Source organism: Gulosibacter sp. 10 (genome assembly GCF_900163695.1).
In the GTDB taxonomy this organism is placed as follows: domain Bacteria; phylum Actinomycetota; class Actinomycetes; order Actinomycetales; family Microbacteriaceae; genus Gulosibacter.
This window is the reverse complement of the sequence record NZ_FUIC01000024.1, coordinates 192,786-216,006: the sequence shown is the minus strand read 5'-3', so window position 1 is coordinate 216,006 and position 23,221 is coordinate 192,786. Positions and strand designations below refer to the sequence as shown.

The following is a 23,221-nucleotide window of genomic DNA, read 5'->3' as shown; positions in this document are numbered from 1 at the left end:
CGTCCGGCCTGCAAAACGGGCCGGGCGCCCCGCGGCGGCTAGTCCGCGAAGCGGAAGAGCTTCTTGTTGGCGAACTCGAGCATGCCGACTCGGCCGAGCTCGCGGCCGTAGCCCGACCTCTTCACGCCGCCGAAGGGCACGTCCGCGCCCTCGAGCCCTGCGGCGCCGATGAACACCATGCCGACGTCGAGCCGATCGCCGACCCGCTCCGCGCGCTCGCGGTCATCGCAGAGGATGATCGAGCCGAGCCCGTACGGCGAGGAGTTGGCGAGCTCGATCGCCTCTTCGTCGCTCGACACCCGGTAGAGCTGCGCCACGGGGCCGAAGAACTCCTCCGAGTAGGCGGGGTTCCCCGGTGCCACGTCCGTCAGGACCGTCGGCGGGAAGACGTTCCCGCGCTCGGGGCCGCCTCCCACCAGGACGCGGGCGCCGCCGTCGACCGCGCGCTCGACCTGGTCCTTGAGCGTCGAGGTCGCCGAGGACGACGAGAGCGGGCCGAAGTCGCCCTGCTCGTAGGACAGCGCGGCGAGCGCCGCGCGGTACTGCTCCGCGAACTCGTCGTAGTACTCGTCCGCGACGACGATGCGCTTCGAGCCGTTGCAGGCCTGGCCGGTGTTCTCCATACGGCCCGCGACGGCGTGCTCGACCGCCTGCTCGATGTCATCGGTGTCGAGCACGAGCAGCACATCGGCGCCGCCGAGTTCCAGGACGCACTTCTTCAGGTGCCGGCCGGCCTCCTCGGCGATCCGTGCGCCGGCCGCCTCCGAGCCCGTGAGCGAGACGCCCTGCACCCGGTCGTCGGCGATGATGCGGGAGACCTGCCCGTGGCTGGCGAACACGTTGACGTACGCGCCCTCCGGGAATCCGGCGTCGAGGAACAGCTGCTCGAGGGCGGCCGCCGACTCCGGGCATTGGCTGGCGTGCTTCAGGATGATCGTGTTGCCGAGGATGAGGTTGGGCACCGCGAACCGGGCCACCTGGTAGTACGGATAGTTCCACGGCATGATGCCCAGCAGCACGCCGAGCCCCTGGTAGCGCAGGAAGGTCTTGAGCCCGTCGGCGACGTCGAGCGGTTCGTCGGCGAGCCACTCCTCGGCGTGCTCGGCGAACGCCGCGGTGATCTCGGCCGAGAACTCGGCCTCGCCGACCGCCTGATCGATCGGCTTGCCCATCTCCCGGTTGATGATGGCGCCGAGCTCGTCCTTGCGCTCGAGGAACAGCTCCGCCGCGCGCTTCGCGAGCGCGGCCCGCTCGGCGACCGTGGTCTGCCGGGCCCATTCCCCGTAGGCCTGCTGGGCCGATGCCAGCGCCTGTTCGATCTGCTCGTCGGTGGCTGCGGGATAGGTCGCGAGGGTCTCCTCCGTCGCGGGGTTGGTCACGGCGAACGTGCTCATGCGGCTTCTCCTTCTTCAGTCGCGGTGGGTCGCGACGCGTTCGCGTCGCCGCCGCGCAGCCCCGTGGCCGCGCGGCTGTGCTCCAGCACATGGATGACGGTCGGCCGGTCGGCCGACAGCGCCCTGGTCACGATGTCGCCGATGGGCGCGTCGTCGTCGAGGCGGACGGCGTCGCAGCCGAGCGCCTCGGCGGCCTTGGCGAAGTCCGGCGAGCCGAGCGCCACGGAGTTGACCGGGTCGTCCCGGTCCGCCATCTCGTTGCGGATCTCGCCGTACCCGCCGTTGTCGTAGATGATCACCGGCAGCGCGATCCGCTCCTCGGCCGCCGTGGCGAGTTCGGGCAGGGTGAACATGATGCCCCCGTCGCCCTGGATCACGACGACCGGGGCGTCCGGATCGGCGATCTTGGCGCCGATCCCTGCGGGCAGGCCGTAGCCGAGCGTTCCTGCGCCCGTGGGGAAGAGGAACGACCGCGGCCGCTTGAGCCGCAGCGCCGCGACCGCGCCGTTGTAGGCGGACATCGCGTTGTCAGCGGCGATGACCGCGTTATCGGGCAGCACCCGGTCGAGGTCGGCGAGCGAGACGGACCAGGTCTCGGCCGAGCGCGCCTGCCCGGCGCGCACGCGGTCGCGGTGCGTCTCCACCCACTCCCCCGGCTGCTCCCGAGCAGCCCCGTCCGTGCGCTCCTCGAGTGCGGCGAGCAGCAGCTCCAGCGTCGCCGCCGAGTCGCCGACGAGCGCGCTGCTCGGAATCGCGTTCGCGAAGACCCCGCCGGGGTCGACGTCGATGCGCACATGCGTGGCGGGGAATTCGGGAAGCCCTCCCCACCAGTCGGCGGAGGCCAGCTCGGTGCCGATGGACAGTACGGCGTCGGCGTCCTCCACGACGTCGACGAATTCGCCGATCTGCGTACCGGCGCCGAGCGCGTGCGGGTCGTCCTCGGCGAGGATGCCCTTGCCGTTGGTCGTGGAGATCACCGCCGCGTCGAGCAGCCTCGCGGCCGCCTTCACCTGCGCCGCGGCCTCCGAGGCCCCGCCGCCGACGATCAGCGCCACGCGCGAGGCCGCGGCCAGCGCTTCGGCGGCCTCCTCGATCGCCGCGGGAGCGGGGACGCTCACGGTGCTGTCCGGGAGCGGCGCCACGGCCGGCACCGCCGCGGCGGCGTCGAGCAGGTCGAGTGGGACCTCCAGGTACTCCGGGCGGGGGCGCCCGCGGCGCATGCGCCCGAAGGCGGCGGCGATCGCCACCGGGATCTCCGCGAGGCTCTCGACGCGGTGCGCCTCGGCGACCACGCCGGTCATGGTGCCCCGCTGGTCCCGGAACTCGTGCAGGATGCCGTTGCCGTGGCTCGGGTGCCCCGTGGGCAGACCGGGCGCGATGAGGAGCACCGGCACCGAGTCGGAGTAGGCCTGGCCCAGCGCGGTCGCGGCGTTCAGCGCGGCCGGGCCGGTGGTGGTGATCGCCACCCCGATCCGACCGGTGGAGCGCGCGTAGCCGTCCGCCGCGTATCCCGCGCCCTGCTCGTGCCGAGTGGTGACGTTGCGGATGTCCGCGCCGGGCAGTGCGGCGAAGATGCCGAGGTTGTGCGTGCCGGGGATGCCGAAGACCGTGTCGACGCCGTGCGCGGCGAGCGCCTCGACGATCAGTTCGCCGCCGCTGCGCGGCGAGGTCGGGTTCGAAGTCATGGAGTCGTCCTTTGTGTCGAGGCGGGGGTCAGACGGCGCCGTTGCCCAGATGCCAGATGCCGATTGCGCTGAGGAACTCTCGAGGATCCCATACCGCCCATTCCTCCGCGATCCTGTCGCCCTCGAATCGGAGGAACGACGCGCCGGTCACGGTGACGACCCGCGAGGTGCCGGCCACGTCGAAGAACTCGCCCTCGTGCGTGCCGCTGCTCTCCCAGTGCAGGGCCATCTCGTCGTCCTGCTCGACGAGATGGATGATCCGGGTGCTGAGCCCGGGGAATGCCTGGTGCTGCGCCTGGATCGTGGCGATGACGCTTTCGGCGTCCTCCGTGCCGGATTTCGAGTGCCGGACGTAGCCGTCCGCCAGCAGTCCGCGGAAGGCCTCGACCTCGCCGTTCCCCCAGGCGTCGTTCCACGCCTTCTCGATGCGCTCGCTGCGATTGGTCATGATGCGACTCCCGTCTGGGCAGGGGTGGTGATCTCGGGGGCGACCGGCTGCAGCGGTTCGTAGCGGCCGAACTCGCGGCCGAGGAAGAGCAGCGGGTTGCCGCCGTCCTCGCCCATGCCGGTCACCGCGCCGACCACCATGAAGTGGTCGCCGACGGCGATCTCGGCGGTCACGGAGCAGTCCAGCCAGGCGAGGGCGCCTTCGATGTGCGGGGTCCCGAGGGGCCCCGCGTGGTGCGGGACGCCGGCGAGCTTGTCCGGGCCCTTCTTCGAGAGCTGCCGGCAGACGGGCACCTGCTCCGCGCCGAGCACGCTCGCCGTGAAGTGCTTCAGACGGCGGATCTTCGGCCAGGTCGACGAGGTCTTGTCGACCGAGAACATCACGAGGGGCGGGTCGAGCGAGAGGGATTGGAAGGTGCCGACCACCATCCCGAGCTTCTCGCCGGCCGCATCGACCCCGGTGATCGCTACCACCGCGGTGGGCAGGTGCTTGAACAGGCGTCGGTAGCGGGCGGTGTCGATGCCCTTCTCCTCCGCGGCGGCGACCCCGAGCATGTCGCCGCCCTGTCGAGTTGCAGTCATCATCGTCTCCAATACGTGTGCGCTGGTTCGCCTCAGGCTTCGTCGGCCGGGTTCGGCCCGCGCCGGTACGCCGCGGCGGGATGGGTGTCGAGCACTCGCGCGTGCCCGGGGAAGAGCTTCTCGCGCAGCGTCCTGGGCTTCGCGTCGACCGCTCGCGCGGGCTTCACGATGCCCTGCTTCCGGAGCTCCGGCAGCGCGAGCTCGATGAACTCCTCCCAGCCCGCGGGCTGGGTCGCGTAGCTCAGGTTGATGCCGTCGATGTCGGCGACGTCGCGCCAGGCGCGCAGCTGCTCGACGACTTCCTGCGGGGATCCCACGATCGTCGAGCCCGTCCCGCCGATCGACAGGAAGTCGACGATCTCGCGCGGCGTCCATTCGCGGTTCGGGTCGGCCTTGGAGAACATGTCCACGATGGACTGCACGCCCTTCGTCTCGATCGACTCGAGCGGCTGGTCGAGGTCGTAGGTCGACAGGTCGATGCCGGTCCAGCCGCCGAATCGGGCGAGCACGCCGTCGACGGTCGCGTTCTCGAGGTAGTGCTCGTATTTCGCCTGCGCCGCTTCGGAGGTCGGCGCGACGACCACGGTGATGAGCGCGACGATCTTGATGTCGTAGGGGTCCCGGCCAGCGTCCCGGGCGGCCTGACGGATCTTGTCGACGCTGCGCCGCGCGAGCTCGGGCGAGGTCGCCTGGATGAATGCGACCTCCGCGTGCTTCCCGCCGAAGCCCATGCCCCGCGACGAGGCGCCGGCCTGGAAGAGCACCGGTGTGCGCTGCGGCGAGGGCTCGCAGAGGTGGATCCCGGGCACCTCGAAGTACTTGCCCTTGTGCTCGATGGGGTGCACCTTCCGGGGGTCGATGTATGTGGCGTTCTCCGTGTCGCGCACCACCGCGTCGTCCTCGAGGGAGGACTCCCAGAGCTTGTAGACGACTTCCATGTACTCCTCGGCGAGGTCGTAGCGCTCGTCGTGCCCCAGCTGCTCGCCCAGTCCGAGGTTCTTGGCGGCGGAGTCGTTGTACGAGGTGACGATGTTCCAGCCGATCCGGCCGTTCGTCAGGTGGTCGAGCGTCGAGAACCGACGGGCGAGCAGGTAGGGCTGCTCGTAGGTGAGGGAGCAGGTGACGCCGAAGGTGAGGTGCTCGGTGACCGCCGCCATGCCGCTGATCAGCAGGGCGGGGTCGTTCGCGGGGTACTGGGCCGCGTCCCGCAGCGACTCGTCGACGCCGCCCTTGTACACGTCGTGGAACCCGACCGTGTCGGCGAAGAAGATGCCGTCGAAGCTCGCGTCCTCCAGGAGCCTCGCGACGCGCTTCCAGTACTGCAGATCCGTGTAGCGCAGCCCGCCGTCACCCGGCTCGCGCCACGATCCGGAGGTCAGATGGGCGGGAGCGAAGAAGTTGAAGGCGAAAAGGTTCAGTGGTTTCTCTGTCATGCGCGGTGCTTCCTTGGACTCGTGCCTGCGTGGGCTCAACCTTGAGTATTCGTTCAATTTCTGAACGCGCCGCTCACTTTACGATGGCGTTGAAACAGTGTCAACCCGCACTCCTCGTTCTCGAAACTCCGGCAAAATCCTTATGTTCTCAATGCAATTGGCCCGACCAAGGGCGACGAGCGCCTCAAGTCCTGCCGATTCACAACTCGAAGAATCTTCACATAGCGAGAGCTGCGTTCACATAGCAAGCGCTCGAAGTGCTGAATCGCACCGGGACCGATCCCTCGCACCCCGCCCGCGCCGACCGTGCCGCGTCCGACCTCGGGGCAGCCCCTACCATGGGAGGGATACCCCGCACGACGACGCCATGCCCCCGGATTCGAGGTCCCGACCGATGCAGCCGCCCACCGACCAAGCCCCGCAGAACCCGACGGAGGCGCACGAGCAGGGCGAGCAGATCAACAAGTCGGTCATGAAGGCCACGATGATCCTCGGGCAGCTGGGCCGGAGCCCCCAGGGCATGACCGTCACGGAGGTGGCCAACGCCGCGCGCCTCTCGCGCCCGACCGCGTCCAGGCTGCTGCTCACCCTGGAGCACGCCGATTTCGTCGACCGCCACGACGGGCGCTACAAGCTGGGCTGGCAGCTCGCGCGGCTCGGCCGCCTCGCCGATCCCTACGAGAGCGCGGTCCACCGCGTGCAGCCGATCCTCGACTCCTACGCCGCACAGCTCGACGAGAGCCTGAGCTTCGCGATGATGCGCAGCGATCTCGAGTTCGAGGTGATCGCCGAGGCCTCGGGCTCCCGGATGCTCAGCGTCACCCACCGGTACGTGGGCGGCGTCTATCCGCTGCACGCGAGCGCCTCCGGGAAGATCGCCCTCGCCGAGGTGGACGATTCGCGGATCCTGGACGCCCTGCCCGAGCACCTCGACCTCTTCACCCCCAAGACCATCGGCACCCGGACCGCCCTCCTCGCCGATGTCCAGAAGGTCCGCGTTCAGGGCTACGCGGTACTCGACGAGGAGCTCGAGGAAGGGCTGTTCTCGATCGGCCTGCCCGTGCGCGAGGAATCGGGCGGGCTCATCGGCATCCTCACCATCAACGGCCCCTCGCAGCGCCTCAACTCCGAAGCGCTGCCCTCCACGATCGACACCGGGCTCCGCATCGCCGCGGCGATCGCCGCGACGCTCTGACCCGCCGCCTCAGCGACTGCCGAGCAGACCCGCGAGGCGGTCCGCCGCACCTCGCAGCCCGCGCACGTAGGCGTCGACGGAGCGCGTCTTCATCCGCTGATCCAATCCCGAGACGGCGAGGACGCCGGCCAGCCTCCCGGCGCCGTCGCGGACCGGCACCGCGACCGCGTAGAGGCCCTCCTCGAGCTCGCCGTCGAGGGTGACGAAGCCCTGATCCCGGATGGCGGCGAGCTCCCTCCGCAGCGCGTCCCGGTCGGTGATCGTCCGCGAGGTGAGGGCCTCGAGGCGCTCCGGCAGGATCTCCTCCGCCTCGCCCTCGGGCAGATGCGCGAGCATCAGCTTCCCGGTGGCGCTCGCGTGGAGCGGGAACTCCCGGCCGATGTACCGGCGAGAGGGGGCGAGCAGCCGGGACCCCTCGGCCTCGGCGATCACCTCCTGCCCCGTCCGCCCCGTCACGGCCGAATACGCGACCGACTCGTCGAACTCCTCCGCGAGCGCCTCGACGATCGCCTGGATCTTCGACAGGATCCCCCGATGGGGATCGGCGAGGCGCCCCAGGTGCGCCGCCTTCCAGCCGAGCGAGAACCTCCCGCCGTCCCGCGCCAGCAGCCCGGTATGGGCGAGGCTCAGCAGGATGCGGAACACCGTGGGCCGCGGGATGCCGGCCTCCGCGGCCAGCTCGGCGGCGGAGACCCCCTCGGGGTGCTCGCCGACCGCGAGCAGCAGCGAAGCGGCTCGCAGCGCGGAGCGGTTCAGCTGCTCCGGGGCGCCGCCATCCGCCGGGTCGCCGCCCTGCGGGTCGAGGGGTTCAGCCTTCATCGAGTGGTCACCGCTTCCTTGGATCCCGGTCCATGGTAGTTCGCCTCGAACCCGGTGCCGCCCTTGCCCCCGATCCTCGGCGATGGTAGTTTCGGACATTGCGTCCGTCAATTGGACACCATGCCTTCGGACGCCTCTGCCACATCACCTGCCTCACGCGCGATGACGCGCAAGAACGAAAGGAACGGTCGGAATTGGGCGCACTCCCTGAGACGATGACCGCAGTCCTGCTGACGGGCCACGGCGGCCTCGAACGGCTCGAATACCGCGAAGACGTGCCGACGCCCGCCCCGGGGCCGGATGAGGTCCTCATCCGGGTCGGGGCGAGCGCGGTCAACAACACCGATATCAACACCAGGATCGGCTGGTACTCCAAGACCATCGAGAGCGGCACCGGATCGGGCGGCGCAAGCGGCTTCGAGGAGGTCGAGGAGACGGACGCCTCGTGGACCGGCCAGGCGCTCGGCTTCCCGCGCATCCAGGGCGCCGACGTGTGCGGACGCATCGTCGCGGTGGGCGAGCGGGTCGACGGCGGCCGCATCGGCGAGCGGGTGCTCGTCCGCAACATGCTCCGCAGCTACGTCGACTACCGGCCGTACGAGTGCTGGACGTTCGGCAGCGAATGCGACGGCGGGTTCGCCCAGTACGCCGTCGCCCCCTCGCGCGAGACCTACGCGGTGGACAGCGATTGGACCGACGCCGAGCTGGCCGCCATCCCGTGCGCGTACTCGACCGCCGAGAACATGCTGCACCGCGCCGGCGTCGCCGAAGGCGAACGGGTGCTCGTCTTCGGCGCCTCCGGCGGGGTCGGCCTCGCCGCGGTGCAGCTCGCGGCACGCCGCGGCGCCGTCGTCATCGGCGTCTGCTCCGAGAGCAAGGCGCAGCAGGTGCTCGAGGCCGGCGCGCAGCGCACGATCGACCGCACCACGGACCCCGTCGAGACGCTCGAGGGCGGCAGCATCGACGCGATCCTCGACGTGGTCGGCGGCCCCGCCGTGGGCAGGACCCTCGGCCTGCTCCGGAAGGGCGGCCGCTACGCGCTCGCGGGCGCCATCGGCGGCCCCATCACCGAGCTCGACCTCCGCACCGTCTACCTCAACGATCTCAGCCTCTTCGGCTGCACCTTCCAGGAGGACGAGGTCTTCGAGAACCTCATCCGCTACATCGAGGCGGACGAGATCCGCCCGCTCGTCTCGAAGACCTACCCGCTGGCCGAGATCCGCGCCGCGCAGGAGGACTTCCTCGCCAAGAAGTACGCGGGCAAGCTCGTCCTGCTCCCGCCCGCCGACGCAGGAGACGGAGCCGAGCGCGCATGAAGATCACCAGGATCGACCTCTACGAACGCGACCTGCCCTACTCAGGAGGCACCTATCACCTCTCGAAGGGCCGCACCTACACCTCCTTCGGCGGCACCTTCGTCCGGCTGACCACCGATACGGGCCTACAGGGCTGGGGCGAGAGCACCCCGTTCGGCTCGACCTACGTCGCGGCCCACACCCGCGGCGTCCGCCCCGTCATCGAGGAGCTCGCGCCGCTGCTGCTCGGCCGGGACCCGCGCCAGGTGGACCGCGTCAACGACCTGATGGACACCGCCCTGCTGGGGCACAACTTCGCCAAGGCGCCCATCGACATCGCCTGCTGGGACCTGCTGGGCAAGGCCCTCGAGATGCCCGTCTGCGAGCTCCTGGGCGGGGCGACGGGCGTGCCGATGCCCACGATCTCCTCCATCCACGCCGGCGATCCCGAGGAGATGCGCGCGCGGGTCGCCGACCACCGGGCGCGCGGGTACCGCGGGCACTCGGTGAAGATCGGGGCCGCCGACAGCGAGGGCGGCCCGGCGCTCGACGCCGAGCGCATCGTCGCCTGCCTCGCGGACCGCAGACCCGGCGAGTACTTCCTCGTCGATGCGAACGCCGGGTTGTCGCCGGAATCCGCGCTCCGACTGTTCAGCGTGCTGCCCGACGGCCTGGACTTCGTGCTCGAATCCCCCTGCCCGACCTGGCGGGAGACCCTCACCGTCCGCAAGCGCTCCCCCTACCCGATCATCCTCGACGAGCTGGTGCAGAACGACGACGACCTCGTCCATGCCATCCAGACCGACGCGGCCGATGGCTTCGGCCTCAAGGTGACGCCGGCCGGCGGCCTCACCCCCGGCCGCCGTCAGCGCGATATCGCGCGCGCCGCGGGCCTCACCGTCAGCGTGCAGGACACGGTCGGCTCGGATGTCGCCTTCGCGGCGATCGTCCACCTCGCCGCCACCGTGCCGCCGCACCTGCTGCGATGCGTGCTGAAGACCTCCGACATGGTGACCCTCACCACCGCGAGGTTCGAGCCCTCGGAGCGGGACGGCGGAGTGCTCCCGCCCGCACTGCCGGGGCTCGGCATCGAGGTGGACGAGGAGGTGCTGGGCGCCCCGGTCATGAGCTGGAGCCTCTGACGGCGCACGCGGAGGGCGGGCGGGGCGGTTCGCGCCCACCCGCCTTCCGTCATCCCGCGAGGCTGCCGCCCGCCCTCGCCCCGGCGCCCGCGTTCGGTCGAGGGCGGAGCACAAGCGCCGACGCCTGCAGACCGCTCTCCGCCGAGCGATACAGCTCTCGCCAACGGCCCACTCTTCCGACATAATAGAGACATCTCTCTAATTCATCGGGAAAGGAGGCCGTCATGACCGAAGTCCGCGCCCTGCGAGACCTGCCGTGGAACTGGGGCAGTACCGACGGCATCGAACGCGAAGACGACGGAACGCAACGGCGCCTCGCCGCGCGCGCGGTCGAATCCACCGCGGCGCCCGAGGCGCTGTTCCTATGGCTGTGCCAGCTCCGGCGCGCTCCGTACAGCTATGACTGGCTCGACAACCTCGGCCGACGCAGCCCGCGCATCCCCGATCCGTCGCTGACCGTACTGCGCACCGGACAGCGGGTCATGACGATCTTCACCCTCATCGGGTTCGAGCCGAATCGCTCGCTGACGATCCGCATGCGGCCGGGCTGGCCGACCAGAACGTTCGGTTCCATCACCGTGCGGTACGCGATCGTCCCCGCCGACTCCGACCGCACGGTGCTGCGCGGCGATCTGCGGATGCCGCCGATCGGTTCAGGACTGGGAAGGCCGCGCCGCTACCTGCTCGCGTGGGGCGATCTGCTCATGATGCGCAAGCAGCTGCGCACGCTCCGGATGCTCGCCGAGCAGACACCCGCCCCGGCCTGCGCGAGCGGTGCGCCGAACGACGGAGGTCGATGAGATGGGACGCACCGCGAAGTACACCGACGAGGACATCCTCGACGCCGCCCTCGCGCTGATCGCGGATGACGGGCCCCAGTCCGCCAGCGTCGTCGCGATCGCGAAACGCCTCGGCGCCCCATCCGGGTCTATCTATCACCGCTTCACCTCGCGCGACCTCATCCTGGCAACCTTGTGGGTACGCACCGTGAAGCGGTTCCAACGGGGGTTCCTCGAAGCACTCGGCCACGACGATCCCGAACGGGCGGCTCGCGGCGCGGTCCGGCACACCCTCGACTGGACGGCGACGAACCGAGGCGAGGCGACGATCCTCACCATGTATCGCCGCGACGACCTGATCGCGCTCTGGCCCGAGCAGCTCGGCGAGGAGCTCGCCACCCTCAACGACGAGGTGAAGCGCGCCGTGGTGTGCTTCACCTGCCGCCGTTTCGGCACGGCCGACTCGGAAACGCTCGGCGCAGCCGGTTTCGCGCTGATCGAGATCCCCTACGCCGCCGCGCGTCAGGCACTCCGCGACGGACGCCCGCCGCGACGACTGCTCCATGTCGTGACAGCCGCGGCCCTCGCCGCACTCGACGCGAGGAGCACCGGCGCATGATCCCCGACGCACTGGCATCCGCAGCGGGGAGACGACTGGCCCGACAGCTCCTCCATCCGCCGCGCAAGCAGCACCACCGCTCCCCCGACGATCACGGGCTCCCGGCCACCGCGCTGATCGCCCGCAGCCCCGACGGCGTCGACCTGCACCTCTGGCTGATCCCCGGCAGCGGAGCCGGCACGGTCGTCGTCGGGCACGGAATCGGCCTGACCAAGTCCGCTAGCCTGCGACAGGTAGCCTTGCTGCACGAATCGGGCTATCACGTGGTCATGCTCGACCATCGGAATCACGGACTCTCCGGAGCCGACCGGTCGCGACAGCACCTCGCGCAGCGGTACAGCAGCGACATCGGCACCGCCGTCGAGGCCGCCCACACGGCCTGGCCCCACAGCCCTAAGCTCATCGTCTGGGGATTCTCGTTCTCGACCTTCCCCACCCTGCACAGCCTCCGACATCCGTGCACACCGATCCACGGCATCATCTGCGACAGCGGCCCCGGGCTGGACCTCGAGACGATGCTGCAGGACTTCCTCACCGGAGGGAACCTCCCCGCCCCACCCGGCACGAGGCGATTCCTACGGAGCCGGAAGGTCGCCGACGCGTTCGCCGCCGCCGCGATCGCGATGCTCGGCACCACATGGCCGCCGGACTCCGAGACCTCCGCGGCGTCGAGCGTGCCGATGCTGTTCCTGGTCGGCCGCGAAGATCGCGTGGTCGCACCCGAGCAGATCCGCGCCCTCGCCGCTCGATATCCCAGGGCCCGACATGCCGAATTCCCCGCCGATCACCTCGAGAGCGTCAAGGCCGCCCCGGAGGCTTACCGCGAGGCGGTGGGCTCCTTCCTCGCGAGCCTGACGGCGCCGGAACCCCACGGCTGAACCCCGCACTCACCGCCGCCGACCGGCATGGCGTGGCAGGGCGGCGCCCCGCCGGAACACGCACCCTGCGGACTCCCGCGCCGCCTGGACCACCGGGGTCCGACGCCGAGCGACTCTCTTCTCACCAGGCCGGACGCCGCGTCCTTGCTGCAGCGGATCACCTCACCGCCGGGCAGCGGAGCTCGGACCGCGCCCCGCCCGCCTTCCGTCATCCCGCGAGGCCGCCGCCGTCCGTCCGCACGCCGCGCCTCCCTTCCCGGATGTCCGCCCGCCACGCACAGCGCGCGAGCCAGAACTCCGAGAGGTCCTTGACGCGGCGCACGCTCCGCCCGGTGATCCGCTCCACCTGATCGAGGCGGTAGACGAGGCTCTGCCGGTGGATGCCGAGCGCCTCCGCCGTCCGATTCCAGCGCGCGTCGCAGTCGAGGAAGGCGAAGAGCGTCTCTCGCAGCGAATCGTGCCGGGGCTCGTCGCCCGCGAGCTCCCCCAGCACCATCCGGATGATCTCGTCGGACTCGGACCGGGAACGCGCCAGCAGCGAGACCCGGCGGCCGACGAACTCGCGCCACGCCTCGCCGCGAGCCGACGCCTCCTCCCGGGCCGTCTCCGCCTCCGCCACGGCCCCCGCGAGGTCCGCGGGGCTCTGGTACTCGGTCGAGACGCCCGCCACGACCCCGGCCTCCGCGACGAGCTCCCGGACCGCGTCGAGCTCCCCCGCGGCCACCGCGATCATCTGCCTGCCGCCGTTCGGCGCCGCCGCCCAGGGCAGCGCAGAGAGCGCGAACGCCAGCACCGCGCGCTCGCCGGCGTCGACCACGAGCACCCGGAACCGCCGCTCCCCGCCCCACAGCGATCGCAGGCCGGCCCAGGCCTCGGCGTCGCCGTCCGCCAGCACCCGCTCGAGCAGTCTGCGCCGCTCGCGGATCCGCGTCTCGGCATCCTGCAGGATTCCCTTCGCGTCCACCGAGAGCACCTGCGTCAGGTGCACGAGCGAGAACCCGTCGAGCGGAGCGTCGCCGTCCACGAGCAGCCTCGTGGGGCGCCCCGTGTTCAGCGGGTAGGTCTTCCCCGCGGGGGCCGCGATGACGCCGTCGCCGATGACGACGCATCCCGTCGCCTCGTCGATGACGGTGAGGGCGGTGCCGAAGACCTCGCCGAGCAGCTCCCCGCTGCGCCGGGTCCGCTCGTCCTGGCGCCCCGCCGCCTGATAGAGGCGGGCGAGCAGCAGGAGGTGCATCGTCTGCCGGTCCGAGTTCGCCGCCGCGACGGTGCGCCCCACTGCGGCGAAGGGCGTGCTCTCCCCGGCCGCGAGCACCGGGAACCCCCGCTCGTCGGCGGCCTCGAAGAGCGCCTTGGTGAGGCGCGGCGCGATGCCGTCGTCGCCGATGGCGATGCCGGAGAGCCCCGCGTCGTCGAGCTGCGCGATGAACTCGGCCTGGGCCCGGCTGCCGGAGGGCACGCACACCCCGATCGTCATCAGCAGCTCGTGCGGGCCGAGCCATCGGTGCGGCTCCGCCTTCTCGCAGGAGTGCGCCCAGAGCACCGCCCGCTCCTGCCCGCCCTCTCCGGCCAGGATGCTCATGCTCAGAGAAGGGTCGCGGAGGAGGTCGCCGACGGTGAAGGACGCTTGAGCCATACGACTTACTTTCGTATGAATCAGGGCGGTTGTCCAGCAGATTTCATAATAGTGGCCGGACGCTCGCCGTTCGTACGCTGGAACGCGATCGCGGCGTTGCGGTCGACTACCGCGGTCCGCGGCCGGCCGCCTCGGCGGGATCCGCCGCCCGCACCGCCACACCCTCAGCAAAGGAGCATCCAGATGTCCGCACGTATCGCAGTCCTCGGCGCCGGCCTGGCCGGCCTCGCCGCCGCCACGCGCCTCGTCGAGGACGGTCACGACGTCGTCGTCTTCGAGGCGCGCGAGCGCGCCGGAGGGCGCCTCTGGTCGGAGACGATCCGCGCCGCCGGCGGGGAGCACGTCATCGAGCGCGGCGCGGAGTTCGTGCTCGACGGCTACACGACGCTGCGCAAGCACTGCGCGAACCACGGCCTCGAACTCGTCGACACCGGCATGAGCTACTACGTCCGCACGCCCGCCGACCGTCCTGGCGTGACCACCGACCAGATGGCCGCGCTCGGCAAGTCCGCCGCGGAGGCCGCGGCGGAGCTGGCCCACGGGAGCACCGTCTCCGTCGCCGACATCCTCGACCGCATCGGCGTCGAAGGGGATGTGCGGGAGGCCATCGAGGCGCGCATCGAGATGTCCACGGCCGTGCGCGTCGACCAGGCCACCGCCGAGGAGACCCTCGAGCACGTCGCCTCGTTCGAGCGCCAGCCCAGCTGGCGCATCGGCGGCGGCAACCAGGGGCTGCCCGACGCGCTGGCCGCCGCGCTGGGCGACCGGGTCCGCTACGGGGCCCGGGTCGAGGCGGTCCGGCAGGCCGAGGACGCCGTGAGCGTCACCGCCGCCGGCGCGGACGAGCAGTTCGACTACGTCGTCGTCGCGCTCCCCTTCGGCGTGCTCGACTCCGCCGAGCATGTGGACATCGACCTGCCCGACTGGAAGCGGGAGGCCATGTCCCGAGTCGTGCAGGGGCACGCGGCGAAGATCCACCTCGCCCTGAACTCGGTTCCCGACACGAGCGCGGTCATGAACGTGTCCGACCGGTTCTGGACGTGGACCGCGATCGAGCAGGGCGGAGCGGTCGCGCCCGTCCTCAACGGCTTCGGCGGCGAGGTGGGACGCCTCAAGGCGCTGGGCATCGAGGGCGACTCCGCGGAGTGGGAGCGTCTGGCCCGCGAGCAGCGCGCCGACCTGGACCTCGCCGATGCGCCCGCGGTCGTCACCGCCTGGACGCTGGACCCCCTCGCGGAGGGCGCCTACACCGCCCACGCCCCCGGGTTCAGCCAGCGCGACGCCGAGGCGCTGGCCGCGCCGCACGGGCGCCTCTACTTCGCGGGCGAGTACATCGACCGCGAATTCGGCGGCCTCATGGAGGGCGCCCTCCGCAGCGGCGAAGAGGCCGCCGCCGCGATCACCGCAACCGCAACGAAAGGCTGAACCATGACCACCGCAATCGCGCTGTCCCTGAACGACGTCGAGTGGCCCGCGGCCGAGGCGATCGCCTCGGACCGCGTGCGCTCGGGCTCCCCCGAGGCGAGCACGCTCGTCCTGCACGAGGGCTCGGGCCGCCAGGTCGGGCTCTGGACCGTCTCCCCCGGCGAGTTCACCACCGACCACACCGGCTACGTCGAGTACGTCCACATCATCCAGGGCCGCGGCAGGCTCGTCGACGAGGCGGGGAACGCGATCGAGCTGCGCCCCGGCATCACCGTGCTCATGGAGTCGGGGTGGAAGGGCCGCTGGGTGGTGGAGGAGCAGATCACCAAGTCCTTCACCGTCCTCGACGACTGACGACGGGCGCCCGGACGACGAGGCGCGCGGGAAGGACCGCCGACGCGATGTTGAGGATGCGTGCAGCGGCGTCCGTAGGCTGGTCTGCATGGAAGCACCAGGCACGACGACGAAGTCGCATCCCTACCCGCTACGGCCCTCCCGCGCCGCCCTCGTCACCGGCGCCACCTCGGGCATCGGCGTGGAGATCGCCAGACGGCTCCTCGCCGATGGCCTGACCGTCGTGATCAGCGGCCGCTCGACGGAGCGGGGCGCATCCGTCGCCGCCGCCCTCGCGGCCGAGGCTCCGGAAGGCGCGGACGTGCATTTCGTGCGCGCCGACCTCACCGTCCCCGGCGCTCCCGAACGGCTCGTCTCCGAGACCATGCGCCTCGCCGGACGGCTCGATGTGCTCGTGAACAACGCGGCGATCGATCACACGGTGCCGCTGCTCGACGTGCCGGCCGCCGAGATCCGCGCCGTGTTCGAGACGAACGTCTTCGCGGCGATCGAATGCCTGCAGGCCGCCGGCCGCGTCATGCGCGACAGCGGCGGCGGGGCCATCATCAACGTCACCTCCCGCCTCGCGCACATCGGCGTGCCGACCATGGGGATCTACAGCGCCAGCAAGGGCGCCATGCGCGCGCTGACCACCGCCGCCGCGGTCGAGCTCGCCCCGCACGACATCCGCGTCAACGCCGTCGCACCGGGGATGACGCGCACGCCGCTCTACGAGGAATGGCTCGCCCGGGTCGAGGACGCCGAGGCCACCGACGCGGAGGTCGCGGCCGCCATCCCGCTGGGCCGGATCGCGACGCCGGCGGACGTCGCCGGCGCGGTGGCCTACCTGGCGAGCCCCGACGCGGCGTACCTCACGGGAGTCCAGATCCCCGTGGACGGCGGCTACCTGGCGAAGTAGCCGATACGCCGCGGATGCGTCGCAGAATGCGGTTCCGACGCCCTCAGAACCGCATTCTGCGACGCATCCGCATCAGGCCGGCCCGCCCGGCCGTGCCATGCGGTGCCGGCAGCCGTGGGCCTACGCCAGCCCCGCGTTCAACGCGCGGTGCAGCGGCGCCCGGAAGAGCCAGAGCAGGATGCCGGTGCCCACGCCGAGGCCGATGATCACGAGGAAGTACGAGGGCTCGCTCATCACCGTGAAGAGCTGGCCGAGCAGCCCGGAGAGCGAGGAACCGAGCCCGAGCGTGAGGAAGTTGAGGCCGACCATATGCGAGCGGTAGGCGCTGGGCCCGATCCTGGTGGCCAGCGACAGGCCGATCGGCCCGATGAAGACCTCGGAGGAGCCGGCGATGATCATCACCACGACGACGAGCAGCACCGGGAGCGCCGCATCGGGGAACAGCCGCAGGGCGACGAGCATGATCGCGTAGGCGATGCCGATCTGCATCATGCCCATGGCGAACTTGGTGGGCGCACCCGGGCCGCTGTTGCCGCTGCGCCCCCAGAACTGCGCGACGAGCGGAGTGACGATGACGAGCGCGAGCTGGCTGATCATCGTGATCCACGCGACGGGGATGCTCCATCCTCCGACTACGAGGTCCACGCGCTCGGAGATGAGGATCGCGATCGTCGTGAACTGCTGGAACAGCAGGCCGAAGAACAGGCTCGCCGCGAGGAAGAGCGGGAGGAAGCCCGCGACTCGGCGCTTCTCCTCGCGGCTCACGTGCTTCGCGCCGAGCATCACGCCGAAGTACACCGCCGCCGCCACGAGCTCCGCCGCCGTCACGATGCCTGCGAGCTGCTCCGCCTTGATGAAGCCGATCGCCATGAGCATCCCGATCGCGGTCGCGATCAGCAGCGCGAGCATCACCAGGAGCAGGAGCGCGCGCCCCGCGATGGGGCGGAGCACGCTGCTCGCCTTCGCGGGCAGCCTGCGCATCGAGAACGCGTACTGCACGAGCGCCAGCACCATCCCGATCGCCGCGAGTCCGAAGCCCCAGTGGAATCCCCACTCGTTCTGCGCGAATCCGGTGCTCAACGGGCCGAGCACCGAGCCCAGGCTGATGGAGATGTAGAAATAGGCGAATCCCACGTCGCGCTGCGCGCTGCTCTGCCCTTCGAGCACGAAGCCGACGATATTGGTGATGTTCGTCTTCAACGCTCCCGTGCCGAAGATGATCAGCAGCAGGCCGAGCACGAGGCCGGTCATGCCCGCGAAGACCGCGAGAGCGACGTGCCCCAGGGTGATGACCGCGCCGCCCCAGAAGACCATGAGCTTCGGGCTGAGGACTCGGTCTCCCATCCACGCGCCGGCGAGCTGAGCCAGATACACGGCTCCGCCGTAGGCGCCCACGACTCCGGCGGCAGCCGCAGCGCCCAGGTCGAGGCCGCCGTCGTGAACCGAGAACAGTAGATAGAAGGACAGGATGCCGTTCACCCCGTAGAACGAGAAGCGCTCCCAGAGCTCGGTGAACGCCAGCCCCCACACGCTTCTCGGCAGCTGCCGCACCGAGACGGCGCGGGTCGACGCCGTGGCCGAGGCCCGCTCGGCGGAAGTATCCGTGCTCACGCTCGCACCCCGCCGCCTGCCGGTGCGAGGCGGCGGCCTCGGATGCGTTCATGGCGATGAGCGTGGTTGCGCGAGTGCTTCATACATCTCCTTCGACGGCTGAACCGCGACGCCGCAGATTGCGCGTCGCGAAGTGGAACGAGCAGCAACCTAGGAGGTACGAACGCTCACGCGCGCCATACTCTTCACCAAGGAACGCGAGATGTTTGGCAAAATGTACTGCTGGAACTCGGCGCCATGGCGACGCCGCGTTCCGGGCGGGGCTACACGTCGATCGGGGTGGGGAGCTTCGCGGTACGGCCGCCGTCGACCACGATGGTCTCGCCGCTGATGAAGCCGGACTGATCGCTCGCGAGGAACACCGCGAGGTCGCCGATGTCGGTGGGCCGGCCGGTGCGTCCCACCGGGTGCAGGCCGGTCAGCGCGCGGCGCGCGGCGGCCGGGTCGGGCATGCCGTCGAGGTAGGCCTCGGACAGGTCGGAGGCGATCCAGCCGGGCGCGATCGCGTTGCAGCGGATGCCGTCCGCGCCCAGGTCGACCGCGAGCGCGCGGGTCAGCCCGTGCACGCCGGCCTTCGCGGCGCAGTAGGCGGCGTGCTGGGGGTTCGCGGCGATGCCCTCGATGGAGCCGGTGTTGATGATGCTCCCGCCGCCGTCGCGGAGGAAGGGCAGCGCCGCCTGCACGAGGAACAGCGGGGTGCGCAGGTTGAGGGCGATCATCCGGTCCCACTCGGCCGGCGTGATCTCGTCCACGGAGCGCTCGCTCATCATCCCCGCGTTGTTCACGAGCACGTCGACGCCGCCGAGCACCTCGACGGCGCGGTCCACGACGCCCGGCAGCGCCGCCGCGTCGGCGAGGTCGGCCTCGAGCGCGTGGATGCCCGGGAGGCCGCGCAGGTCCTCGTCGAGCGGCCGGCGCTGGACGACCACCACCTCGGCACCCTCCGCGAGGAATCGCGTCGTGATCCCCCTGCCGATCCCCTTGCCGCCGCCGGTGATGATGGCGCGCTTGCCCTCGAGCTGCATTCCCGCTCCTCTTCCTCAAAATGTCTCCGGATGACCGGGGCCGGACGAGTCAGAGCAGGCGCGGCCGGCAGCGGCCTTTCCGCATGCAGGATGTCATCCTCCCGATCGCCCCGTCCAGCCGGCGATCGGCCGCTTGCACATCCGCCGTCGGGCCGCCGGCCAAGCCCGCCAGGGCGGTCTGCTCGCCCAAGCGAATGGTTCTCCTCGCAGATGCGTCGAAGTCTGCGGATATGACCGATCCATAACCGCAGACTTCGACGCATCTGTGGCCGGATCCGGCTCCGACTCGGAACCGTGCGCTGCGATACGTCTGCGGACGGTCGGTGATCAGCGATAGGGAGACCGGATCGGGTGAGGTCCCTACCGCCGCAAGAACGCGGCCAGGTCAGGTTGGCGACCAGGTCAGGTTGGCGACCGGATCGGGTGGGGACGACCGGGCCAGGCGACGGTGACCGGGACAGGCGAAGGCAACCGGACCAAGCAAGGGCGACCGAGCCCGACGAGGGGCCGCCAGCTCGCGGTCAGGTGAAGGCGCCACGGTCAGGCGAGGGCGGCCCGCAGGGCCGGGATGCCGAGGCCGAGCACGGCGAAGGCCCAGTGGCCGATCACGAAGGCCCAGAGCCGCACCCCGCGAACGCGCAAGATGGCGATGACCGCGCCCGCGAACAACGCGGCCACCGCCCAGACCACGGCATCCCCGGCGCTCGGGATCCCCAGCGCCGCGTACTGGAAACCGAACGCGAGCGCCGTCGTCACCACGACGATCCACGGACGCCAACGCGCGGCGAGCTGATCGAGCGCCCAGCCGAGGTAGAGCAGCTCCTCAGCGAAAGCCGCTGTGACGGGCATCACCAGCAGCGACCACAGCCCCAGCCAGAGCGGCACCTCCGCGCCCACGGGGTCCGGCGGCGCCCCCTCGTGGACCATGCCCTCCGCGAACGCGGACCCGCTGACAGTAGCGACGAAGATCGCGAGCGCCACCAGGCCCGCCACGGGGATGTCGTAGCGGAGCAGGGGCCTGCCCAGCAGCGCGCGCAGGCTCCAGCCAACGCGCCGAAGCAGGCGGCTCAGCACGAGCAGGGTCGCGACGTCGAGGGCGACGACGACCACGCCGAGCAGCATCCGTCCGCCGGCCGGCTGCAGCAGCGCCGCCGCGCCCGCCAGCACGACCGTGCGGAGCAGCAGGATCGCGAGGACCAGCGCGAGCGGCCGCAGGGTTCGATTCGCCGCATCCGTCGCCATGGCACCAGCCTAGGAGCACCGGCCCGCCCGAGGCCTGTCCGAGCCTCCCCGCCCGTCCAAGCCTCCGCGCTTGTCCGGGCCACTGCGCCCGCCCAAGCCACCACGCCTACCCAAGCCTCCGCACCCGTCCAAGCCTCCGCACCCGTCCAGGCCTCCGCGCTTGCCAAGGCCACTCCGCCTGCCCAGGCCACCACGCTCGCCCAGGTCACCGCGCTCGCCCAGGCCGCCCCACAGATGCGTCGCAGTTCGCGGTTATGACCCGGCGATAACCGCGAACTGCGACGCATCCGTTTCCGGGAGCCACCAGCATCCGCGGCCGCGACGCGCCCACGGGCGGCGCGCCGGACGCAGCCGGCCGGCCATCGCCCGATCAGCGGATACCCGCCGATCTCGGAGGCGCCGGCGCTAGGTTCGCCTCCATGAGCCCTGCCGTCGAAGTCACCGGCCTCACCAAGCGGTTCCGCAGGATCACCGCCGTGGACGACATCTCCTTCGAGGTGCCGCCCGGGACGGTGTTCGCCTTCCTCGGCACGAACGGCGCGGGCAAGTCCACGACCATCAACTGCCTCACCACGGTCACGGGATTCGACGCCGGCGCCCTCCGCGTGGCAGGGCACGACGTCACCGCCGAGGGCGACGCCGTCCGCCGGGCGATCGGCGTGGTGTTCCAGGAGTCCCTGCTCGACGACCTGCTCACGGTGCGCGAGAACCTCGCCCTCCGCGCTCGCCCCTACCTCCCCGACCGGGCAGCGATCCGCGCGCGGCTCGAGGAGCTCTCGCGGCTCGTGCGCCTCGAGGAGATCCTCGACCGCCGCTACGGCAAGCTCTCGGGCGGCCAGAAGCGCAGGGCCGACATCGCCCGCGCGCTGCTGCACGACCCGAAGATCCTCTTCCTCGACGAGCCGACCGCCGGCCTCGACCCCGGCAACCGCAACACCGTCTGGCGCACGATCCACGAGCTCCGCGAGCGCACCGGCCTCACCGTCTTCCTCACGACGCACTACATGGAGGAGACCGAGGAGGCCGACCACGTGTGCGTCATCGACCACGGCAGGATCATCGCGCAGGGCACCCCGGCCGAGCTGCGCGCGAAGCACTCCTCGAGCATCCTCACCCTGACCACCGAGGCGGGCACGCGGGACCTCGAGGTCGCGGATGCGGCCGAAGCCCGGCGCATCCTCGCCGAGCGGGGCGAGGCCGTGCTCGACTTCGAGTTCCGCCACGGCCGCATGGACGACGTGTTCATCGCGCTCACCGGCGGCGCCGACGACGCCGAGGACCGGGAGGCCCGCTGATGTCGAACGTCCTCGCCCTCACCGGGCGCAACCTGCTGCGCTACATCCGCGACCCGCTCAACGTGTTCTTCTCGCTGCTCGGCGCGCTCATCATCTTCGTGCTCTACACGCTGTTCCTCGGCAATCTGCAGGTCGTGTCGATCACCGAGAGCATGCCCGGCGCGGATGCGGACCTCGTCAAGCGCTTCATCGACTCGTGGATGTTCGCGGGCATCATCTCGATCACCTCGATGACCACCCCGCTCGGCGCGCTGTCGACCTTCGTGGAGGACGGCTCCACCAAGCGCTTCCAGGACTTCCTCGTCTCGCCGCTCAAGCGCAGCGAGCTGGTGCTGGGCTACCTGCTGTCGGCGTTCGTGATCGGCTCCGGCATGACGCTGCTCGTGCTCGCGGTCTCGCTGCTGTACCTCGCGGTGCTCAGCGGCGTGGTGCTCAGCCTGGGCGCGGTGCTCTCGGCGATCGGCTGGACGCTGCTGTCGGTCGCCGGATTCGCCGCGCTGTGGTCGTTCGTGATCTCGTTCATCCGCACGCAGGGCGCGTTCGCCGGGCTGTCCTCGCTCATCGGCACGATCGCCGGTTTCGTGAGCGGCTCGTACATCGCCGTGGGGCTGTTCCCCGAGGCGGTGCGGAACGTCGTCAGCGCGCTGCCGTTCGCGCACTCCTCGATGCTGCTGCGCCAGGCCTTCACGGAGGATGCGCTCTCGGACCTCCTCGGCGGCCACCCCGAGGGCATCGAGACGATGGAGGTGTTCTACGGCATGCAGCTCTACGTCGGCGATTGGAACGTGCCGGTGTGGTTCGCGGCCGCGCTCCTCGCGGTCGTCGCGGTGGTGTTCACCTGGCTCGCCTCGCGCCGCATCCACAAGCGGATCGCCTGAGGCCGGGGCCGGATTCTCGTCTGCCCCCCCGGATCGCGGCCGGCGGTAGGAGGCTGGACCATTCAGGGGCAGGTCTCGGCCGACCTCGGAGAGACCTTGGCCGGCCCCGGAGAGGCCTTGGTCGGCCCCGGGCAGGTCCCGACCGGCCCTGGACAGGCCTGCGCGGATCTTGGGCGCTCCGCTCGGTCCCCGCACGGGTCCAATCGCACAGATGCGTCACAGATCGCGGTTCTGACACCTGCGAAACAGCATTCTTCGACGCATCCGTGCACCGAGAGCGCACCCAGCGGACCAGCCCCGCATTCGGCACCCGAGAGCCGCCGTGGGCCGCAGCACGAACAGATGCGTCGCAGATCGCGGCTTTGACACCCGCGAAACAGCATTCTGCGACGCATCCGTGAGCCGGAAGCGCGCCCAGGGACAGCCCCGGGTCCGGGAGCCCCACGAGGCCCGAGGCCGCCGCGGGGCACGAAGTACACAGATGCGTCGCAGATTGCGGTTCAGAGGGAGTCAGAACAGCATTCTTCGACGCATCCGTGCACCGAGAACGCACCCAGCGGACCAGCCCCGCATTCGGGAGCCACGCGAC

At 70.9% G+C, this 23,221-nt stretch carries 21 protein-coding genes; 11 read left to right on the top strand and 10 right to left on the bottom strand.

Going from position 1 to position 23,221, the window contains the following annotated elements:
- Positions 1-38: 38 nt before the first annotated feature.
- From FM112_RS10105 to FM112_RS10085, 5 genes are read right to left on the bottom strand one after another with little or no spacing between them, the layout of a single operon-like run.
- Positions 39-1,394, bottom strand: a complete 1,356-nt coding sequence (locus FM112_RS10105; protein ID WP_087007079.1) for an NAD-dependent succinate-semialdehyde dehydrogenase — start codon at positions 1,392-1,394, stop codon at positions 39-41.
- Positions 1,391-3,079: a thiamine pyrophosphate-binding protein gene (locus FM112_RS10100; RefSeq protein ID WP_087007077.1), complete on the bottom strand. Its 1,689-nt coding sequence runs from the start codon at positions 3,077-3,079 to the stop codon at positions 1,391-1,393. Before FM112_RS10100 ends, FM112_RS10105 begins: the two co-directional genes overlap by 4 nt.
- Before the next feature lie 28 nt (positions 3,080-3,107).
- The gene (locus FM112_RS10095; protein ID WP_087007075.1) at positions 3,108-3,527 is read right to left on the bottom strand and encodes an ester cyclase; all 420 of its coding nucleotides are present in this window, start codon (positions 3,525-3,527) and stop codon (positions 3,108-3,110) included.
- Complete coding sequence (locus FM112_RS10090; RefSeq protein WP_217874506.1) at positions 3,524-4,108, bottom strand: flavin reductase family protein; 585 nt, start codon at positions 4,106-4,108, stop codon at positions 3,524-3,526. The genes FM112_RS10095 and FM112_RS10090 overlap by 4 nt, the downstream gene beginning before the upstream one ends.
- 32 nt (positions 4,109-4,140) lie before the next feature.
- On the bottom strand, positions 4,141-5,541 hold the full coding sequence (locus FM112_RS10085; RefSeq protein WP_087007070.1) for an LLM class flavin-dependent oxidoreductase: 1,401 nt from the start codon (positions 5,539-5,541) through the stop codon (positions 4,141-4,143).
- Between the two features lie 394 nt (positions 5,542-5,935).
- Between FM112_RS10085 and FM112_RS10080 the strand changes: the two genes are divergently transcribed.
- Positions 5,936-6,736, top strand: a complete 801-nt coding sequence (locus FM112_RS10080; protein ID WP_087007068.1) for an IclR family transcriptional regulator — start codon at positions 5,936-5,938, stop codon at positions 6,734-6,736.
- Between the two features lie 9 nt (positions 6,737-6,745).
- On the opposite strand, the gene FM112_RS10075 is transcribed toward FM112_RS10080, so the two are convergent.
- Positions 6,746-7,555 (bottom strand): IclR family transcriptional regulator, encoded by an 810-nt coding sequence (locus tag FM112_RS10075; protein ID WP_176386779.1) that lies wholly within the window; start codon positions 7,553-7,555, stop codon positions 6,746-6,748.
- 194 nt (positions 7,556-7,749) lie between these two features.
- Between FM112_RS10075 and FM112_RS10070 the strand changes: the two genes are divergently transcribed.
- The 5 genes from FM112_RS10070 (at position 7,750) to FM112_RS10050 (ending at position 12,268) form a co-directional block, all read left to right on the top strand.
- Positions 7,750-8,871 (top strand): alcohol dehydrogenase family protein, encoded by a 1,122-nt coding sequence (locus FM112_RS10070; protein WP_254910444.1) that lies wholly within the window; start codon positions 7,750-7,752, stop codon positions 8,869-8,871.
- Positions 8,868-9,992 carry a mandelate racemase/muconate lactonizing enzyme family protein gene (locus FM112_RS10065; protein WP_087007062.1) on the top strand — a complete coding sequence of 375 codons (1,125 nt, stop codon included), beginning with the start codon at positions 8,868-8,870 and terminating at the stop codon, positions 9,990-9,992. The genes FM112_RS10070 and FM112_RS10065 overlap by 4 nt, the downstream gene beginning before the upstream one ends.
- 224 nt (positions 9,993-10,216) lie before the next feature.
- Positions 10,217-10,792: a hypothetical protein gene (locus FM112_RS10060; RefSeq protein WP_087007061.1), complete on the top strand. Its 576-nt coding sequence runs from the start codon at positions 10,217-10,219 to the stop codon at positions 10,790-10,792.
- 1 nt (position 10,793) lies between these two features.
- Entirely contained in the window at positions 10,794-11,390 is a 597-nt protein-coding gene (locus FM112_RS10055) for a TetR/AcrR family transcriptional regulator (RefSeq protein ID WP_087007059.1), read from the top strand.
- The gene (locus FM112_RS10050; protein ID WP_087007057.1) at positions 11,387-12,268 is read left to right on the top strand and encodes an alpha/beta hydrolase; all 882 of its coding nucleotides are present in this window, start codon (positions 11,387-11,389) and stop codon (positions 12,266-12,268) included. Before FM112_RS10055 ends, FM112_RS10050 begins: the two co-directional genes overlap by 4 nt.
- Positions 12,269-12,476: 208 nt before the next feature.
- Here the strand turns inward: FM112_RS10050 and FM112_RS10045 are convergent, their stop codons facing one another.
- Positions 12,477-13,904 (bottom strand): PucR family transcriptional regulator ligand-binding domain-containing protein, encoded by a 1,428-nt coding sequence (locus tag FM112_RS10045; RefSeq protein WP_087007055.1) that lies wholly within the window; start codon positions 13,902-13,904, stop codon positions 12,477-12,479.
- Positions 13,905-14,087: 183 nt separating this feature from the next.
- Between FM112_RS10045 and FM112_RS10040 the strand changes: the two genes are divergently transcribed.
- From FM112_RS10040 to FM112_RS10030, 3 genes are all read left to right on the top strand, one after another.
- Positions 14,088-15,329, top strand: a complete 1,242-nt coding sequence (locus FM112_RS10040) for an NAD(P)/FAD-dependent oxidoreductase (RefSeq protein ID WP_176386778.1) — start codon at positions 14,088-14,090, stop codon at positions 15,327-15,329.
- A 3-nt stretch (positions 15,330-15,332) separates the two neighbouring features.
- Positions 15,333-15,683, top strand: coding sequence for a cupin domain-containing protein (locus FM112_RS10035; RefSeq protein ID WP_087007051.1), 351 nt, complete (start codon positions 15,333-15,335; stop codon positions 15,681-15,683).
- An 88-nt stretch (positions 15,684-15,771) separates the two neighbouring features.
- Positions 15,772-16,581 (top strand): SDR family NAD(P)-dependent oxidoreductase, encoded by an 810-nt coding sequence (locus FM112_RS10030; RefSeq protein WP_087007049.1) that lies wholly within the window; start codon positions 15,772-15,774, stop codon positions 16,579-16,581.
- Between the two features lie 120 nt (positions 16,582-16,701).
- On the opposite strand, the gene FM112_RS10025 is transcribed toward FM112_RS10030, so the two are convergent.
- The 3 genes from FM112_RS10025 to FM112_RS10015 form a co-directional block, all read right to left on the bottom strand.
- Entirely contained in the window at positions 16,702-18,192 is a 1,491-nt protein-coding gene (locus tag FM112_RS10025; RefSeq protein WP_254910443.1) for a peptide MFS transporter, read from the bottom strand.
- Between the two features lie 263 nt (positions 18,193-18,455).
- A complete protein-coding gene (locus FM112_RS10020; protein ID WP_087007048.1) occupies positions 18,456-19,217 on the bottom strand; it encodes an SDR family NAD(P)-dependent oxidoreductase in 762 nt (253 codons plus the stop codon).
- Positions 19,218-19,757: 540 nt separating this feature from the next.
- Positions 19,758-20,459 carry a CPBP family intramembrane glutamic endopeptidase gene (locus FM112_RS10015; RefSeq protein ID WP_087007046.1) on the bottom strand — a complete coding sequence of 234 codons (702 nt, stop codon included), beginning with the start codon at positions 20,457-20,459 and terminating at the stop codon, positions 19,758-19,760.
- 419 nt (positions 20,460-20,878) lie between these two features.
- Between FM112_RS10015 and FM112_RS10010 the strand changes: the two genes are divergently transcribed.
- Positions 20,879-21,754 carry an ABC transporter ATP-binding protein gene (locus FM112_RS10010; RefSeq protein WP_087007044.1) on the top strand — a complete coding sequence of 292 codons (876 nt, stop codon included), beginning with the start codon at positions 20,879-20,881 and terminating at the stop codon, positions 21,752-21,754.
- Entirely contained in the window at positions 21,754-22,632 is an 879-nt protein-coding gene (locus FM112_RS10005) for an ABC transporter permease (protein ID WP_087007042.1), read from the top strand. The genes FM112_RS10010 and FM112_RS10005 overlap by 1 nt, the downstream gene beginning before the upstream one ends.
- Positions 22,633-23,221 lie beyond the last annotated feature (589 nt).

Bases quoted from the DNA above. Each gene is read 5' to 3' on its own strand.
- FM112_RS10105 (WP_087007079.1), bottom strand. From the start codon at position 1,394: ATGAGCACGTTCGCCGTGACCAACCCCGCGACGGAGGAGACCCTCGCG.
- FM112_RS10100 (WP_087007077.1), bottom strand. From the start codon at position 3,079: ATGACTTCGAACCCGACCTCGCCGCGCAGCGGCGGCGAACTGATCGTC.
- FM112_RS10095 (WP_087007075.1), bottom strand. From the start codon at position 3,527: ATGACCAATCGCAGCGAGCGCATCGAGAAGGCGTGGAACGACGCCTGG.
- FM112_RS10090 (WP_217874506.1), bottom strand. From the start codon at position 4,108: ATGACTGCAACTCGACAGGGCGGCGACATGCTCGGGGTCGCCGCCGCG.
- FM112_RS10085 (WP_087007070.1), bottom strand. From the start codon at position 5,541: ATGACAGAGAAACCACTGAACCTTTTCGCCTTCAACTTCTTCGCTCCC.
- FM112_RS10080 (WP_087007068.1), top strand. From the start codon at position 5,936: ATGCAGCCGCCCACCGACCAAGCCCCGCAGAACCCGACGGAGGCGCAC.
- FM112_RS10075 (WP_176386779.1), bottom strand. From the start codon at position 7,555: ATGAAGGCTGAACCCCTCGACCCGCAGGGCGGCGACCCGGCGGATGGC.
- FM112_RS10065 (WP_087007062.1), top strand. From the start codon at position 8,868: ATGAAGATCACCAGGATCGACCTCTACGAACGCGACCTGCCCTACTCA.
- FM112_RS10060 (WP_087007061.1), top strand. From the start codon at position 10,217: ATGACCGAAGTCCGCGCCCTGCGAGACCTGCCGTGGAACTGGGGCAGT.
- FM112_RS10055 (WP_087007059.1), top strand. From the start codon at position 10,794: ATGGGACGCACCGCGAAGTACACCGACGAGGACATCCTCGACGCCGCC.
- FM112_RS10050 (WP_087007057.1), top strand. From the start codon at position 11,387: ATGATCCCCGACGCACTGGCATCCGCAGCGGGGAGACGACTGGCCCGA.
- FM112_RS10045 (WP_087007055.1), bottom strand. From the start codon at position 13,904: ATGGCTCAAGCGTCCTTCACCGTCGGCGACCTCCTCCGCGACCCTTCT.
- FM112_RS10040 (WP_176386778.1), top strand. From the start codon at position 14,088: ATGTCCGCACGTATCGCAGTCCTCGGCGCCGGCCTGGCCGGCCTCGCC.
- FM112_RS10035 (WP_087007051.1), top strand. From the start codon at position 15,333: ATGACCACCGCAATCGCGCTGTCCCTGAACGACGTCGAGTGGCCCGCG.
- FM112_RS10030 (WP_087007049.1), top strand. From the start codon at position 15,772: ATGGAAGCACCAGGCACGACGACGAAGTCGCATCCCTACCCGCTACGG.
- FM112_RS10020 (WP_087007048.1), bottom strand. From the start codon at position 19,217: ATGCAGCTCGAGGGCAAGCGCGCCATCATCACCGGCGGCGGCAAGGGG.
- FM112_RS10015 (WP_087007046.1), bottom strand. From the start codon at position 20,459: ATGGCGACGGATGCGGCGAATCGAACCCTGCGGCCGCTCGCGCTGGTC.
- FM112_RS10010 (WP_087007044.1), top strand. From the start codon at position 20,879: ATGAGCCCTGCCGTCGAAGTCACCGGCCTCACCAAGCGGTTCCGCAGG.
- FM112_RS10005 (WP_087007042.1), top strand. From the start codon at position 21,754: ATGTCGAACGTCCTCGCCCTCACCGGGCGCAACCTGCTGCGCTACATC.